The 14,787-nt window shown below is 60.5% G+C and carries 14 protein-coding genes and 2 pseudogenes; 5 read left to right on the top strand and 11 right to left on the bottom strand.

The features are described 5' to 3' along the window. Window positions 1-3: 3 nt before the first annotated feature. The 3 genes and pseudogenes from DA792_RS09725 to DA792_RS09715 form a co-directional block, all read left to right on the top strand. Window positions 4-737, top strand: a pseudogene (locus DA792_RS09725) (FGGY family carbohydrate kinase); the annotation flags it as partial. 111 nt (window positions 738-848) lie between these two features. After that, entirely contained in the window at window positions 849-1,622 is a 774-nt protein-coding gene (locus DA792_RS09720; RefSeq protein ID WP_368074512.1) for an FGGY-family carbohydrate kinase, read from the top strand. 15 nt (window positions 1,623-1,637) lie between these two features. Then, complete coding sequence (locus DA792_RS09715) at window positions 1,638-2,915, top strand: class II aldolase/adducin family protein (RefSeq protein ID WP_107719767.1); 1,278 nt, start codon at window positions 1,638-1,640, stop codon at window positions 2,913-2,915. 11 nt (window positions 2,916-2,926) lie between these two features. Here DA792_RS09715 and DA792_RS09710 read toward each other — a convergent pair whose 3' ends face one another. From DA792_RS09710 to DA792_RS09695, 5 genes and pseudogenes are all read right to left on the bottom strand, one after another. Beyond that, entirely contained in the window at window positions 2,927-3,883 is a 957-nt protein-coding gene (locus DA792_RS09710) for a sugar-binding transcriptional regulator (protein WP_107719766.1), read from the bottom strand. A 174-nt stretch (window positions 3,884-4,057) separates the two neighbouring features. Then, window positions 4,058-4,468 carry a hypothetical protein gene (locus DA792_RS23250; protein WP_368074511.1) on the bottom strand — a complete coding sequence of 137 codons (411 nt, stop codon included), beginning with the start codon at window positions 4,466-4,468 and terminating at the stop codon, window positions 4,058-4,060. An 87-nt stretch (window positions 4,469-4,555) separates the two neighbouring features. Next, window positions 4,556-5,181, bottom strand: a pseudogene (locus DA792_RS23245) (thiolase family protein); the annotation flags it as partial. Beyond that, a complete protein-coding gene (locus DA792_RS09700) occupies window positions 5,172-6,338 on the bottom strand; it encodes an AMP-binding protein (protein WP_159075223.1) in 1,167 nt (388 codons plus the stop codon). The gene DA792_RS09700 and the pseudogene DA792_RS23245, both read right to left, overlap by 10 nt. After that, window positions 6,325-7,023: a nitroreductase gene (locus tag DA792_RS09695; protein ID WP_107719764.1), complete on the bottom strand. Its 699-nt coding sequence runs from the start codon at window positions 7,021-7,023 to the stop codon at window positions 6,325-6,327. The genes DA792_RS09700 and DA792_RS09695 overlap by 14 nt, the downstream gene beginning before the upstream one ends. A gap of 344 nt (window positions 7,024-7,367) precedes the next feature. Here DA792_RS09695 and DA792_RS09690 point away from each other — a divergent pair, with 344 nt between their 5' ends. After that, window positions 7,368-7,706 carry a carboxymuconolactone decarboxylase family protein gene (locus DA792_RS09690; protein WP_254679668.1) on the top strand — a complete coding sequence of 113 codons (339 nt, stop codon included), beginning with the start codon at window positions 7,368-7,370 and terminating at the stop codon, window positions 7,704-7,706. Between the two features lie 115 nt (window positions 7,707-7,821). Further along, window positions 7,822-9,546, top strand: a complete 1,725-nt coding sequence (locus DA792_RS09685; protein WP_159075222.1) for a sigma-54-dependent Fis family transcriptional regulator — start codon at window positions 7,822-7,824, stop codon at window positions 9,544-9,546. A gap of 265 nt (window positions 9,547-9,811) precedes the next feature. On the opposite strand, the gene DA792_RS09680 is transcribed toward DA792_RS09685, so the two are convergent. The 6 genes from DA792_RS09680 to DA792_RS09655 all read right to left on the bottom strand — a co-directional run bounded on the left by DA792_RS09680 (window position 9,812) and on the right by DA792_RS09655 (window position 14,778). Further along, window positions 9,812-11,389: a GMC family oxidoreductase gene (locus tag DA792_RS09680; protein WP_107719762.1), complete on the bottom strand. Its 1,578-nt coding sequence runs from the start codon at window positions 11,387-11,389 to the stop codon at window positions 9,812-9,814. A gap of 12 nt (window positions 11,390-11,401) precedes the next feature. Beyond that, entirely contained in the window at window positions 11,402-11,995 is a 594-nt protein-coding gene (locus DA792_RS09675) for a Twin-arginine translocation pathway signal (RefSeq protein WP_107719761.1), read from the bottom strand. A 42-nt stretch (window positions 11,996-12,037) separates the two neighbouring features. After that, window positions 12,038-12,736, bottom strand: coding sequence for a lipoyl protein ligase domain-containing protein (locus tag DA792_RS09670; RefSeq protein WP_107719760.1), 699 nt, complete (start codon window positions 12,734-12,736; stop codon window positions 12,038-12,040). Continuing rightward, window positions 12,733-13,422 (bottom strand): 2-oxo acid dehydrogenase subunit E2, encoded by a 690-nt coding sequence (locus tag DA792_RS09665; protein WP_107719759.1) that lies wholly within the window; start codon window positions 13,420-13,422, stop codon window positions 12,733-12,735. The genes DA792_RS09670 and DA792_RS09665 overlap by 4 nt, the downstream gene beginning before the upstream one ends. Next, entirely contained in the window at window positions 13,419-13,652 is a 234-nt protein-coding gene (locus tag DA792_RS09660; RefSeq protein WP_107719758.1) for a biotin/lipoyl-containing protein, read from the bottom strand. The genes DA792_RS09665 and DA792_RS09660 overlap by 4 nt, the downstream gene beginning before the upstream one ends. A 100-nt stretch (window positions 13,653-13,752) precedes the next feature. Continuing rightward, complete coding sequence (locus DA792_RS09655; RefSeq protein ID WP_107719757.1) at window positions 13,753-14,778, bottom strand: alpha-ketoacid dehydrogenase subunit beta; 1,026 nt, start codon at window positions 14,776-14,778, stop codon at window positions 13,753-13,755. Window positions 14,779-14,787 lie beyond the last annotated feature (9 nt).

Genomic DNA, 14,787 nt, shown 5'->3' with positions numbered 1-14,787 from the left:
CACATGGCCATGGCATGCACAGTGCGAGGAGGCACTGTCTGGGAGGAGACTATGAAGACAGCCTATGTGATGGCGGTCGATGCCGGGACAGGCAGTGGCCGTGCGATCATCTATAATTTGAAAGGGGAGATTGTCGGAAGCGCCCAAGAAGAATGGACGCATCCGGCGGTCGAGGGGGTTCCCGGCGGTCTGGATTTCACAACCGGACCCAATGGCGATTTGCTTGACCGTGTCATCGGTCGTGCGATTGTTGATGCGGGCATCAATGCTGCGGAGATCGCAGCGGTTTCAACCACGTCAATGCGCGAAGGGATCGTCCTCTATGACGAGGCGGGAGAGGTGCTTTGGGCCTGTCCCAATGTCGATGGCCGGGCACAGGTTCAGGCCGATGCGCTGACCCGCGCCGGGATATCGGATGAGATTTACCGCCGTGCGGGGGATTGGGTGTCAATCACGGCCCCTGCGCGCCTGCATTGGCTTAGGGACAACCGTCCTGATCTGTTTGGGCGGGTGCATAAGTTGGGTATGATCTCCGACTGGATGGCCACGCGCCTGACGGACACCTATGTCACGGAACCGACGGCTGGTTCATCAAGTGCGCTGTTCGATCTCTCGGCCAGAGTGTGGTCGGGGGAGTTGATCGAAAGGATCGGGCTGAACGCGAACATCGTCCCCCCGTGGTTGAAACCGGGACCAAAATGGGGGAGCTCAGCCGGGCTGCGGCGGCGCGCTGCGGTCTGATTGCGGGCACGCCTGTTGTTGCAGGGGGCGGGGACACGCAGCTTGCTTTGCTGGGGCTTGGGCGTCGTGCGGGACAGGCCACGTTGGTCGGCGGCAGTTTTTGGCAGATGACAATCCTCTCTGATGACGCGTTGATTGATCCGGCCTTTGGGCCACGCACGCTGTGCCACGCCCGTTCGGGCGAATGGATGGTCGAAGGGATTGGCTTTCTCAGCGGCTTTGCCCTGCGTTGGGTGCGGGATGCTTTTTTCGAACCTCTGCTGAAACTGGCGCAGTCCGACCTCGATGCGTTTGCTCTGATCGAGAAACTGGCGCAGGACGTGCCTGTCGGCGCGGCGGGAACAATCGCTGCAACCGCCTGTCCGATGCAGTCCGATGCGTGGCGGCAACCGCCTCTGAGTTTTCTCGGATTGGACCTGAACGCCCCCGGACGTGCGCTTGGGCAAGTGGCCCGGTCGGTGATGGAAGCCGGTGCGTTTCTGGCCAATCACCATCTTGAAAAGCTCGAAGCCTTGTCAGGCCAGCGCTATGACACATTGCAATTCACCGGAGGATCGAGCCAAGGCACGCTTTGGCCGCAGATCGTGGCGGATGTGACGGGCCGCGAGATTGAAATTCCCGAGGTGAAGGAAACCACGGCTCTCGGTTGTGCCATGCTCGCGGCGGTTGGGGCGGGGCTGTTTGCGACGATCGACGAGGCTGTCGATGCCATGGCCAGTCCGATTGAGCGCCGGGTTGTACCCAATCCTGAAAACGTGGCGCTGTACCAGCCTCTGAAAACCCGGTGGTCCGAGGTGATCGGCGGAGTGCGAGACCTCGGTGATGCCACTGGTCTTGAGCCGATCTGGCGGCCTGCGGGCGCACGAAACACTGAACTTTGAAAAGGATACGCGAATATGAAGTCTCTATGGGACGACAAGGAAGCCGAACGACTGCGCAAGGCCGCAGGCGATGACCCTGCGGCGCAAGACCTGGCCATGCGGGTGTACACCTCGCGCCTGATCGGCCAGGAGGCCGACCTTGTGCTGCATGGCGGGGGCAATACGTCGGTCAAAACCCGTCGTCGGGATGAGGCGGGCGTCGAGCGCGATGTCATCCATGTGAAAGGGTCTGGCTGGGATTTGGCGACCATTGAGGGGCCAGGTCTGCCCGCGATGTGGCTTGAACCGCTGTTGCAGGCGCGCAGCACCGCAACGATGGCGGATGAGGAAATGGTGAGCTTTTTGCGGCGCGAGATGCTTGACCAGAGCGGGCCGAACCCGTCGGTCGAGGCGCTGTTGCATGCGTTCCTGCCTGCGAAATTTGTCGATCACACACATTCCTGCGCGGCACTGGCGATTGCCAATCAACCCAACGCTGCCGAGATCGCGCGTGAGATTTTCGGGGATGAGCTGTGCCTCGTTCCCTATGTCATGCCCGGCTTTAAACTGTCACATGCTGCGGACCAGATTTTTTCCCAAGACGGTGCCGGAACATCCGGCCAGTTTTTGGTGAACCATGGGCTGTTTTCCTTCGGAGAGGATGCGCGGACGTCTTATGAGCGGATTCTGCGCTACACGACGATGTGCGAAGAGTACCTGACGGCCAAAGGCGCGGGCTTGATGCCGGAGGAGGCCGGGACGGTACAGGACGATCCCGATGCGCATGCGGCGGTGGCGGCACTGCGTGAGGCACTCGGGGAGTGGGAGATCTTTGCGGATGATCTGGCGCTTGATCTGCGGTGCGGCGAGGCAACCAGCCGGTTCCTTGCGCTGGATGGTCTGGCCGAAATCACGGCGCGCGGCACCGCAACCCCGGACCACGTGATCCGCATCAAGCCGCGCCCGGTTATAGGCGAGGCCGCCTATGGTGTGCAGGAGTGGCGCGATGCAATCCAGAGTTTTGCCGCATGGTATGCAGATTATTTCAATCGCAATGCGCCGCTTGCCGAAGAGCCTAAGACCATGTTGGACCCGTTGCCTCGGGTGGCGTTGATCCGGGGTCTGGGCATTGTCGGCATCGGTCGATCAGCAAAAGAGGCCCGTGTCGCGGCGGATTTGGCGGAACAGACCGCGCGGATCGTATTGTCCGCCGAAGGGATCGGACGTTTCACGCCTCTCAATGAGCGGGATCTGTTCGATATGGAATATTGGTCGTTGGAGCAGGCCAAGCTGAAACAGGTCAAAAAGACCTAAGCTGTGGCGTTTTAAAGACTGTTTAAAATCCGCTCGGCCACAGCGTGTGAGGATATAAACCCATTGAGACAGCCTGTGCGCAGTGCCGCACGGGCTGCTTGCCATTTCTCTATGCCCGCACAGATGGCGACGACCTCGCGTTCGCGCAATAAGTCAGGGTCCATTCCGAGCATACGTTGAGCGATCCCTGTTTCAATAAACGCACCGCTGTCGTCGACCAGATTGCCAGCAAGGTCGGCCACGACGCCCTCTCTGATCATATCTCCCTGTTCCGCATCGGTGATCAGGCCGAAAGAGCGGAAAAACGATCCAGGGCCGACATGACCGACGCCAATCATGATCATGGACGCATCGCGCAAGCGCTCAAATGAACCGCGAATGCTGCGCTGTCGCAGAAACAGGTCGCGGTCGTCTGCGCTGTCCACAACCAGAGGGGCGGTGAAAGCGTAGCCTTTGCCTTGGGTTTTGTCGATCAAGGCGTGAATGACTTCGAATGGATTGGCATCGCTCAATGCGGCAAAATCGCCGGTGACCGAAATGAATTCCGCTTTTGGCCGCCGGATTGTGGGCATGGCTTTGACGATCGCCGACATGGTGCGCCCGGACCCGACGCCGACCATCATTGTGTTGGTGTTTTCAAGGCGGCCATGCAGAAAGCGCGCGCCAGCACTGGCCACCGCGGGCATCGAGACATCCATGGTCTGAGGCTCGTCGACATCAGGAACGATCGTGCAACTGGTCAGGCCAAATTCCGCAACCAGACGGTCTTCGAGCGCCATGCAATCGGTCGGTACGTTGTCCACGAAAATCTTGACCAACCCCTGTTCATGAGCGGCCTGAACAAAGCGGTGGACTTTCATCTTGCTCAGACCTCGGCGCGTTGCAATTTGCGCCTGCGTCAGCCCTCCCACGTAATGCATCCAGGCGATTTCGCGGATTTGGTCCTGAGTGTCCGTGTTTGAGCTCATCTGTAGAATATCTTTTCCAAGGGAACGTGCCAGAATATGTTGATCATCATACCCATATGGTCCGCCGCCGCAATAGGACCGCCAGTGGCGTAGAACCGGTCTTTCGGGTGAATATCCGGCCGGTGAATATCTGCTGGGTGAATATCTGCTGGGCGGCCTTTATCCGCGAGGCCTTTATCTGCGGGACCTTGGGGCGCGGTCCACAGATGTCTCCAAGACCATGGCAGAGCCGATCCCCCCTGCTGCGGCGATTGTGCACAGGGCCGGGCCGGGACGGCGCTTCAGCTCATGGAAGGCACGGCAGACCAAAATCGCGCCGGAGGCTCCAATCGGATGGCCGCGCGAGAGGGCGCCACCTGACACATTGGTTCTGTCGTCGGGCAGATGGCCCAGCCTGATGCATGCGATGGCTTGCGCGGCGTAGGCTTCCATCACTTCGATGGTGCTCAGATCATTTGGCGTCAGCCCACAGGCGGCAAGCACGCGTGTGATTGCGGCGACGGGCGCGATCCCGGGCAGTGCCGGGTCCGCCCCGACGCAGGCATGGGCGCGAATAGACACCGCATGATCCACCAAAGCCCCCATGTCATCGGCCACCACAAGGCAAAAGGCCGCCCCATCCGCCTCCACCGCCGTTGCGGCGGCACTGACCGAACCCGCCAAGGTTTTGGACCGACGGGCGGTGTTCACGGTCAACCGACGCGTGAAGGCGTCATGGTCCACGCCTTGGATCGGAACGATTTCACAGCTGAGAGCATCCCGAGCCGCCAAGGCTTTGCGATGGCTTTCGACGGCAAAACCATCCTGTTCTTGCCGCGAAAGGCCCAAGCCGCGCGCAAGATCGTCCGCCGCACTGGTCAGGTCCGGGTCCTGTTCGGGAAATGGGCTGAAGGGGGGGCGGGTGTAAAAGCTCGGCGCACCGTCTGGACCGGGTTGTGTTGCGCGCAGCGGGCGCTGCGAGAAGCTCTCGCTCCCGCCTGCGATGACCGCACGGGCAAACCCCGCATCGACCCAAGCCGCGGCCATCGCGATCGCATCCAGCCCCCGGCACATTGGGCGTCGATGCTGAGACCCGACACAGGCCCAAGACCCGAAAACAGCGCGGCCATCCGGGCGGGATTGCCGCCACCGCCCAGAGCATTCGAGAGAAAGAGTTGCCCAATGTCGCCGGGATTTAGGCCGGTATCGCGCAACATCGCGGCGATGACAGGGGCTGCCAGTTCATGCGGGTGCAAGGTTGAAAATGCCCCGCCACGGGGCACGACTGCGGTGCGGCGGGCTGCGATGATCACGGCCATGGGAGAGCCTGCGTCAGCCCTGCGAGATCCGGTTTTCCCGAGGCCAAAAGTGGAAACTGCGCGGTCAGTAAAATCTTGCGCGGCACCATGATCGCGCCGAGGCGCTGGGTGATTTCTTGGCGCAACCATGCGTCATCGGGGGGCGGCTCTGTCCCGGTTTCGATATAGGCGACCAACACATGTCCGCGACGTGCGTCGGGCCGTGTGACCACGGCCGAGAGGCGGTCGGGCAAAAGCGTGGCCAAGAGTGTTTCAAGCGCTTCAGGGTGCACGTTTCGGTCGGCGATGGTGACCATCCGATCCCGCCGCCCCATCAAGAAAAGATAGCCGCGCTCATCGAGGCGTCCGATCTCTCCAACGGTCACGGCGCTCCCATCCCATCGTGTCGCGGCACTTTCGCCATCGACATACTGATCGAACAGATAGGGGCTTTGCACCCAAACCTCACCCACACCGTCCTGCGCCGCGCGGATGTCCAGGGTCACGCCGGGATAGGCGCGGCCGACCGACCCGGCGGGCGTCTGTGCATCCGTCAGCGTCACAAAACTTGTCTCGGAGGCGCCATAGAATGCGCGAAGCTCGGCGCGGGGAAACATCTGCGCGACATGCGCATGCGTTGCCGTATCAAGGCGCCCGCCACCGCACAGCACGACACGCACCGAAGGGACGGGGGGACCGCTCAACAGCCTCAGCTGCGTCGGCGTCGCATAGATCACGCTGATCTGGTGGCGGGTCAGGTGTTCGATCTGCGCTTTGGGCCGCAGCCCGTGCAGCAGGTGAAGACCAAGCCCGCAGTGATGGGATTCTGCGATGCCGTAAAGCGTCAGAGAATGGCTCAAGGCCCCAAAAACCGCAGCCCGATCTGTGGGGGCGACGTCAAACAGTGCACGGTTGACGGCAAAACTTGCGGTCCATGAGCTTCGGCTGCGCCGGATGACCTTTGGCTGTCCGGTGCTTCCCGATGTACAACATTCGATGGCCTCCCGGCCCGCGATCGCCAGAACGAAAGGGGGGCGAGGTTGCACGCGAAAGGATTGACCGGAGGTGAGACATCTCAGCAAGCGCCGCAAGGCCGCAGCCTCATCGCCCTCGACGTCATCGGACCCAGTGTCGGCCCGAAGCGGCCTGTCTCTTAGATAGATTTCAGCCACGTTCATCGGGAGAATTTTCCTCGAAACCGTGGAATGTCGCGTAGTCCTCAATCGGCGCGCGCTCCGTCGTGACCGCATTGACGGGGGCCTGTGTGTCCGCTCGGCCAAGAGCGATCCCGCAGACCACGATGTCGTCCTGCGCTAAGCCGAGCGTTTGATGCGTCAACCGCCCGTGATTGGCCAGTGCCCCGATGCCACAGGTGCCATAGCCCATGCTCTGCGCATGGAGCATCAGGGCCATCAACGCCATGCCCAAATCCATAAAACAGCCCGCGCCCATGTTGCGATCAATCGTCACAACGATGCCGACAGGGGCCTCGAAGAACCGGTAGTTTTTGGCAAATTGCGCCTGTCGTCCGGCGATGTCGCGTCGCTCGATCCCTAAGGCATGGTAAAGCGCATATCCGGCGCTGCGTTGTCGCGCGCGCAGATGGGGCGGCAACGGATTTGGGAAATAACTGTATTCGGAGGGTTCGGGCGGGCTTTGGGCAACATCGGCAAGCACCGCGCGGAGCCGGTCAAGTGGCGCGCCGGTCAAGACATGAAAGCCGCCGGGCTGAAGGTTTGCGCCACTCGGCGCGCGTCGCGCGGCAGAGAGGATGGCGCGCAGGTCGGCCAAAGGCACCACGTCCGGCAGGAAGGCGCGGCACGAGCTGCGGTGTTCGAGAAGCTGAAAGATAGGGTTGCTCATGACGAGGGCAAGGCCTTTTTCGGCAGTGCGTCGTGACTGCGATCTCTTCGTATCTATTGAGGCGACGCTCCGTTGTCTAGCCTGCGCTCCGCTCTGTACATCCCGCTCATGTCGCACGCCTGATTGCCTTTGGTCTGTGGCCCAGGTGCAGGACGGCCTCGAAAACTGTCTCACTTTGCGCGTGTTGAGACAGTTTTCGGGATGCGCGGGCAACGGCCCTCTTGGGGCTTTCGAAATTCTCTGTCCTTTGGGATGCTGGCCGGACAGTGCGACAAAATGTGAGGCGCATCCGAGGTGACATCTTCGGGCTGGCGTCTGCGAACCTATGCGGGAGACCTTAGACAGTGACGACGACCTACCAAGAGAATGCGACATCCATCGACAAGCGCGTGGGCGCGCTTTTCAAGGCGGCTCCCTCGGTTTTGATGCCCTATAGCCAGCTTGTGAAGGCCGCATCCGGGGATGGGGCTCTTGAGGCAAAGACCAAAGAGTTGATGGCGTTTGCGATTTCCATCGCCATCAGATGCGAAGATTGTATCGTCTTCCACCTGCGCGCGGCCTTGAAGCATGGGGCCAGCCGGGACGAAGTCATCGAAGCGATTTCGGTGGCGATCGAAATGGGCGGCGGCCCGTCGGTTGTCTATGGTGGCCGTGCTTTGGAGGCGCTTGAAGGGTTGTCCTGATCGACCACCCCGAAGGTCGGGTTAGACAGCGGGCGTTTTTTGCTCAACACTCACTGTCAGAATAAAGGCATCCTGAAAGGCTGATGATTGAAAGGGAGTGACGGTGGCGGGCCAAATGGACAGGTCATCTGTGGAAAAACTGATCCGATCCTCACGGGATCGGAGCCGATCTTTGCACAACCTGTCCTCCTGTACCAGATCCCCGATCCTGAGATTGCAGGCGGACGAGATCAACCATCGCAACGAGAAGTTTCTGGATCAGATTGGAGGGGCCGCCTCGGAGGTTGACCGCTCGGTCCTGCTGCCAAGCCGGTCCCGGTATAGTCTTTTGATCACCGATGCCGAAGGCATTGTGATTGAATCCTATGCACCAGAGGGCATGGAGGCCGAGTTTCAAAGAAACGGGCTTGTGCGCGGCTCGGTCTGGGATGAGCGCGTTGCCGGAACCAATGGTATTTCCATGTCGATGCAGACCGGGCGCGTTTTGACTGTGCTGGGCGATGAACATTTTTATACTTGTTTTCATGGGTTTAGTTGTAGTTCAGCGCCGTTGATGGATGCTGAGAACAACCTGATCGGGACCATAACACTTGTCGGCTCCGTGCGCCGGCGCCAGGAGGAGCACGCGCTGTGCGAACAGGTCATTCGGCGGGCCTCACGGCAATTTCAAACCCGGCTGTTCCGCACCTTCCATTCTGACAAACTGACCGGGCGGGCCTTGTCCCAAGATCCCGTGTCGCGGCGCTTGTTTGAAACGCTGGTGGCCTGTGATGACGCGGGGGTCGTCGTTTCCTATCTGCCACTGTGGCGTGACAGCGCCCGCCCGAGCGCGCATCAGGACCTCGTGGGACGCCATGTTTCCGATCTAAAGGATCTCAACATCACCCTGCGTGGCCCTGTGGCGGTGCCGCCCAGACGACGTGTGATGCACAGTGACTTGCCGCGCATTCCTGACCGGATCGAGAAGGAAACGACTCTGGGGCGGTTGATCAAAGAGGGTGGCAGGTTGCCGATTTTGGCCGAACGCGCGCGCAAACTGGTGGCCCATCGTGTCCCAGTGCTGATTTGTGGTGCGCCAGGGGTTGGCACGGAAGGTTTCGCCAAGGCGCTTTTGGAGGAACAGGGACTGATTTCGCCGGTGGGCGTGACGTTGGATGCCGCGCGCAATGGTGCTGAGGCTGATCTGTCTGAGGCGCTCACGAGCGTGGGGTTTCTCAGCGACTATCCCGTCGACAACGTGGTGCCCACATTGATCCTGCGCAATATCGAGAGCCTGTCGGCAGAGGCGCAGCTTGTGCTGGAACGGTTCCTTGATGTTGATCCGTCGATGTCTGGGATGAAGGCCCGGCCGCCTGCGGTTTTGTTCACGGCTGGCAGAGCATGGTCCGAGCTGGAAAGGGACGACAGCATTCCGCGCAGCTTGCTGTATCTGTTGGGCCAAGCGGTTGTGGAATTGCCGCCGGTCGCGCAGCGAGAGTGCGACGCGGTTCTGGACAACGTCATTGCCGAAAGTTTCACCGACCCGATCGAGATTGCCGACAGCGCCCGAGATGTCCTGATGGGCTATCCTTGGCCGGGCAACCGGCGCGAGATGCATGCGGTTTTGCGAGAGGCGTTGATCTGTGGCAACGGCAGGCGGATCAATGTGACCGACCTGCCGGCGCGTTTGCTCCCGTCGCGACAGGACGCCGCCAAAGAGAGGCCCCGAGCCTCGCTCAAGGATGCGTTGGACAGCACCAACTGGAATGTCTCAAAGGCCGCGCGCCTGCTGGGCAAAAGCCGAGCGACGGTCAACCGCTGGATCGCCTCCGAAGGCTTGCAGCGACCGGAGCAGCGTTAAAATCTGCGTTGAATCTTACCTATAACGGGGGGCATGCCCTCGTGTGATGATCCACCTTTGGCGCGGTGCGTTTGGGGGGGCTTTGGGCTGCGTTGGGGGGCTTTGCCTGTCCGTTGCCTGTTGAACTCAGCGACGATCCCGCCACTTCAAAGCCTGAATGAGACATAAACACGGCCGCAGAGGAGGCTCCGGCCGTGTTCAGGGAGGGTCGCAGTGCCACTCAGATGCCTGCCACTCAGATGCCTGCCACTCAGATGTCTGTCGCTCAGATGTTTTGAGCGGTCATTTCCTGGGCGATGTATTCGGCCTGTCTGATGGCCAGCGCCACGATGGTCAGGGTCGGGTTACAGGCCCCCGACGAGGTGAACTGACTGCCGTCCGAGACAAAGAGATTGTCAATGTCATGGGATTGTCCATAGGCGTTGACCACGCCCTTGGTCGGGTCGGCATGCATCCGGTTGGTGCCCATGTTGTGGGTCGCCGGATAGGCGGGCAGTTCATAGACATCGGTGGCACCAACGGCTTCGTAGATTTGGCTCGATGTTTCATACATATGCGCCGTCATCTCGTAGTCGTTGTTGTGCGGCGTTTTTGAAACGATCGGAACGGGGAGGCCGTACTGATCCACCTCACTGCCATGCAACGTGACCCCGTTGCGCTCTTGCGCCATGTCTTCACCCAGAACCCAGACCCCTGACATGCGGTCGTAGTTTTCCAAAGCTCCCGCCACGCTGCGGCCCCAGCCAGTGTTGCCCGGCTCCAAAAAGGCCGCCATGAAGGGCAGTCCGAGCGAGAGGAATTCGAGGTAATACCCGCCGGCAAAGCCGCGTGCCGCGTCGTGGTAAACTTCGTCCCCGACGACCCCCGCAACCGAGGTGCCGCGATACATGTGCACTTTTTCAGGCAGCACCGCATAGACCCCACCCGTGGTGTGGTTCATGTAGTTTTTGCCAACCTGGCCCGACGAATTGGCCAAGCCGTCAGGGAACAGGCTGGAGGCGGAATTGAGCAGCATCCGCGGGCTTTCGATGGAATTGCCCGCAACGCAAACGATCCGGGCTTTTTGCCGGTGGTGGTTGCCGTCTTTGTCGGCATAGACCACGGCATTGGCTTTGCCCGCGTCATCATGTTCAATCCGCAAGACCATGGCATCGGTGCGCACCTCGCATTTGCCAGTGTCCTCGGCGCGCGGCAGTTCGGTATACATGGTCGACCATTTCGCACCAATCGCGCAGCCCTGCATACAGAACCCAATCTGATGACACGCGGGCCGGTCGTCGCGTTCGACCGAATTGATCGCCATTGGGCCAGATCGGTAATCGGTACGGCCGGTGCGGCGACAGCCCTCGGCCAAGACCCGAAAGCCGTTGTTCCAGGGCAGGTGCGGCATGCCGGTGGTCTTGCCGGTGACGCCCATCTTCAGTTCTGCTTTTTCATACCACGGGGTCATTTCCGCCAGATCGACAGGCCAGTCTTCGATATTGGCCCCGTCGATGGCGCCATAGGTACTGCGGGTTTTGAACTCGTGTTCCTTGAACCGCAGCGCCACACCGGCCCAGTGAATGGTCGAGCCGCCATAGCCTTTGACGATCCATGTGGGCAGCGTCGGGTGGTTCACAGCCCCATGCCAACCGCCCGCAGAATACCGTTTGTCGAGCCAGGAGATCTTATTGAACATCGCCCATTCGTCGTTTTCGATGTCGCCAAGGTCAAAGCGTTTTCCGGCTTCCAGAACAACCGATGTGATGCCCTTTTGCGCCAGTTCGTTGGCCAATGTGCCGCCGCCTGCGCCCGAGCCGATGATGACGACCACACTGTCGTCGTTGAGATCGAATTGTGTCATTGTCCCTCTCCCTTATCCCTGAACATCGGCGATGCGTTCTTCGAGGGTCGGCCCCTCGGGAACGAAGGTGATGTCGGAAAATCCCCGGTCGATATATCCGCCATGTTCGACAGACGAGCCTTCGTATCCAAGCAGGGGCCAGATCTCTTTGTTGTCATAGATGCCGAAATAGGCGGTCCAGCGCACGCCTTGGAAAAAGCCGTCGTGTTGGAAATGCCGCAACAGACCTTCACGGGCATCCGGGTCCTCAATCTCGACATAGGGCACGCCGAACAGCGCTTGTGCCTGGGCGTCGATGTGAGCCAGCCCCTCGGTCAGATCCTTGGCCATATCCTCATTGGCCTCGGCATTGGTCAGGACGGTCGCGACAATGGCTTGGTAATGCGACAGGTTCAGGATGGTGGGATGTGGATAGATGTCCTGAATCATTTGCAAAAGGCTCGCGCCTTGCGCTTTGGTGAGAACGTCTGAGGCGGCAAAGGCTTTGCCCCCAAGCAGGGTGCTTGTGGTGATCCCGGCCATGGTTGTCGTCATCAGAAACATGCGACGGCTCATGGCAACACGGTCCTCATCCGATGTGCCAAGCCGGTGGAAACGAATGGTCATGTCTTCTCCTCCCATTGGGTTATTTTTGGGTTTATTCGGCGGTTAGGCCGCCCTTTCTTCACGGCGCGTTGAGGCAGAAAGCCGATCCTCCGCGGCTCTGATCAACGCTCCGGGAAAACGTGTGTGGCTCATGGTTGCGGGCATGAGCCGATCGAGGGTGATATGGGCGTCAGGGCGCAGGGGGGGCTCCGCCGGAAAGGCCGCACGATGCAGCAAACCCATCTCGACCCAAGTGGCCGGATCGGGCATGTGCAACAGGATCGCGGCATGAAGCAACGCCACGCGGCCCTCGGGCGTGGCCCGCCATCGTTGCGCGGTGCCCGCCAATTTGCGCCCCTCGGCCAAGACATTCCATGCGCCATCGCAAAAGGCGCCGGGGCAGGAGCCGGTGTGCGTCGTCACCTCAAAACGGGTCAGCGCCTCTGCCACTGTGCCGCAAATCATGCGATACCCGTCTTCCATGGTGAAGTCCGCGCGGCAGGGTAAAACCATGGCAAGGTTCAGTGTCGCGGACCCTTGCGGGACGATGCCGCCGCCACTGCCGCGAAAGGCAATCCGGCACCCTTCGGCGGTTGCTGAGCGCAACGGGATTTGCATATCGTCGCGCCGTGCCAACGCATGAGGCATGACCAGCGCGGTTTCCTCGGCCTGCCACAAGAGCAGGGCGGGCTGACCCGCCTGCAACAGTGCGGTTTCGCGCGCAATGCCATCGGCGGCGGTGCGAAAGGGCGCGACGATCATGGCGTGAAGGTCTCGATGGTGGCGCACAAGGCGGTCAGAAAATCCGCCGCAGGCGCGCCGTCAATTGCCCGGTGATCAAAGGTCAAAGACAGGCCGGTAAAGGATTTCCACACGGTGTTTTCCCCTTCGCGTACGGCCGTTTCAACCGCACAGCCCACACCCAAAATGGCGATTTGTGGCGTGTTGATGATCGGGGTGAACTGTTCCACCCGGCTGAGGCCAAGATTGGAGATGGTAAAGGTCCCGCCCGTCATTTCCGGGACTGTCAGCTTGTTGGAACGCGCCCGTTCGGCCAGATCGCGCCGCGCCGCGCGCAACTCCTGCAGATCCATGTCACCGGCTCCGAAAATCGCAGGCGCCGCCAGCAAATTCCCCGGCAGCGCGATGGCCACGCCAAGGTCAATGGCGCGGGACAGATGCACCTCGCGGTCCTTCACCTTGCCGTTGATGTCAGGATGGTTGGCGAGTGTGCGCACCACTGCACCCATCAGCAGGTCTTCGACAGACAGCGAGATGCCCTTGGCCTTATACTGCGCCTTGGCGGCCAACAGCGCGGTCATGTCAGCCCGCGCGTGATGGGTCAACTGTGCCGCGGTTTGCAGGGAGCTGACCATCTTGTCCGCAATCATCCCCCGCGCGCCGCGCAGGGGCACAATGCGTGTTTCTGATGTGGTTTCGGTGGTCATGCGACCGACCCGATCACGTCACCCTTTGCGGCGACCTCGTCTTGGGCCACATTGATGCTCAATGTGCCGCTGGCGGGGGCGGTGATTTCATATTGCACCTTGGCGGTCATGATCTCTGCGATCAACGCGCCTTCGGTGACAGTGCCGCCCTCGCTCGCCAGCCATGCTGTGATGACACATTCGTCGTCGCCGTCCCAAAGATCGGATGGAATAATGATATTGGTTGCCATGTGGCACACTCCTCTTGGGGCCACCCCGGCAGATGCGGGGTGGCGTTTTGGTATTGTGTTATGGTTGGAGAGAGGCCGATTTAGGCCAGATTAGGCCAGATTAGGCCGGAACGGGCGCACCGCAGATTTCGCGCGCGACGGCGACGATTTTACCGGCATTGGGCAGGCAATGCTGTTCCATCACGCGGGCAAAGGGGATTGGCACATCCGGGAAGGCGATGCGTCTGGGCGGTGCTTTCAGATCGGCCATATTGCTTTCAGTGACCGTGGCGATGATCTCGCCGGACACGCCGTAGCTGTGGTAATCCTCATCCACGACGATCAACCGTCCGGTTTTGGCGACGCTGGCGCGGACCGTGTCGCGATCCAGCGGCACCAGAGAGCGCAGATCGACCACCTCGGCACTGATGCCTTGCTCGGCAAGCACAGTGGCGGCTTTCAACCCGTGATGGACGCCTTGGGCAATCGACACGATGGTCACATCGCGGCCTTCGCGGGCAATGGCGGCTTTGCCAATCTCGACCTCGTAGCTTTCTTCGGGCACATGGGTGATCGCCCCGGCCTCCGTGCCAAGCCAGCCCATGCCTTGTAAGCCCTTGTGATACATGTAAATCACCGGGTTCGGGTCACGTAGCGCCGCCGTCATCAACCCTTTGGCATCATAGGCGTTGGAGGGGCTGACCACTTTCATGCCGGGCAGGTGTGCAAAGCTGCCATAGAGGCATTGCGAATGCTGACCCGCATCGGAATAGCCACCGCCGGTCGAGGTCATCAACACCATCGGCACGTTGAAATTACCGCCGGAGAAATAGGTGTTTTTGGCCATCAGGTTGTAGATTGCATCGAAACAGACCCCGAAGAAATCCACAAACATCAGTTCGACCACCGGCTTCATGCCATCCTGTGCCGCGCCAACGGCGGCTCCGATGAAACCCGTTTCTGAGATCGGTGTGTCGCGGACCCGCGTTTTGCCGAATTCCTCCAGAAGGCCACGGGTGTTGCCAAAGACGCCGCCCAGCTCGGCGATGTCCTCGCCCATCACAAAGACGGTCGGGTCGATGCGCATTTCCTGTGCCATGGCCTCGGCCATTGCACGCGCAATCGTCAGTTTACGTTCGTTTTCCATTGTTTTCCT

The sequence above is a fragment of the Celeribacter baekdonensis genome, from assembly GCF_003047105.1.
GTDB lineage: Bacteria > Pseudomonadota > Alphaproteobacteria > Rhodobacterales > Rhodobacteraceae > Celeribacter > Celeribacter baekdonensis_B.
Note: the sequence above shows the minus strand (reverse complement) of the source record. Positions and strands in the feature narration are given on the sequence as shown.

Excerpts from the sequence above, each read along its gene's own strand:
- DA792_RS09720 (WP_368074512.1), top strand. The coding sequence starts at position 849 with ATGACAATCCTCTCTGATGACGCGTTGATTGATCCGGCCTTTGGGCCA.
- DA792_RS09715 (WP_107719767.1), top strand. The coding sequence starts at position 1,638 with ATGAAGTCTCTATGGGACGACAAGGAAGCCGAACGACTGCGCAAGGCC.
- DA792_RS09710 (WP_107719766.1), bottom strand. The coding sequence starts at position 3,883 with ATGAGCTCAAACACGGACACTCAGGACCAAATCCGCGAAATCGCCTGG.
- DA792_RS23250 (WP_368074511.1), bottom strand. The coding sequence starts at position 4,468 with ATGGGGGCTTTGGTGGATCATGCGGTGTCTATTCGCGCCCATGCCTGC.
- DA792_RS09700 (WP_159075223.1), bottom strand. The coding sequence starts at position 6,338 with ATGAACGTGGCTGAAATCTATCTAAGAGACAGGCCGCTTCGGGCCGAC.
- DA792_RS09695 (WP_107719764.1), bottom strand. The coding sequence starts at position 7,023 with ATGAGCAACCCTATCTTTCAGCTTCTCGAACACCGCAGCTCGTGCCGC.
- DA792_RS09685 (WP_159075222.1), top strand. The coding sequence starts at position 7,822 with ATGGACAGGTCATCTGTGGAAAAACTGATCCGATCCTCACGGGATCGG.
- DA792_RS09680 (WP_107719762.1), bottom strand. The coding sequence starts at position 11,389 with ATGACACAATTCGATCTCAACGACGACAGTGTGGTCGTCATCATCGGC.
- DA792_RS09675 (WP_107719761.1), bottom strand. The coding sequence starts at position 11,995 with ATGACCATTCGTTTCCACCGGCTTGGCACATCGGATGAGGACCGTGTT.
- DA792_RS09670 (WP_107719760.1), bottom strand. The coding sequence starts at position 12,736 with ATGATCGTCGCGCCCTTTCGCACCGCCGCCGATGGCATTGCGCGCGAA.
- DA792_RS09665 (WP_107719759.1), bottom strand. The coding sequence starts at position 13,422 with ATGACCACCGAAACCACATCAGAAACACGCATTGTGCCCCTGCGCGGC.
- DA792_RS09660 (WP_107719758.1), bottom strand. The coding sequence starts at position 13,652 with ATGGCAACCAATATCATTATTCCATCCGATCTTTGGGACGGCGACGAC.
- DA792_RS09655 (WP_107719757.1), bottom strand. The coding sequence starts at position 14,778 with ATGGAAAACGAACGTAAACTGACGATTGCGCGTGCAATGGCCGAGGCC.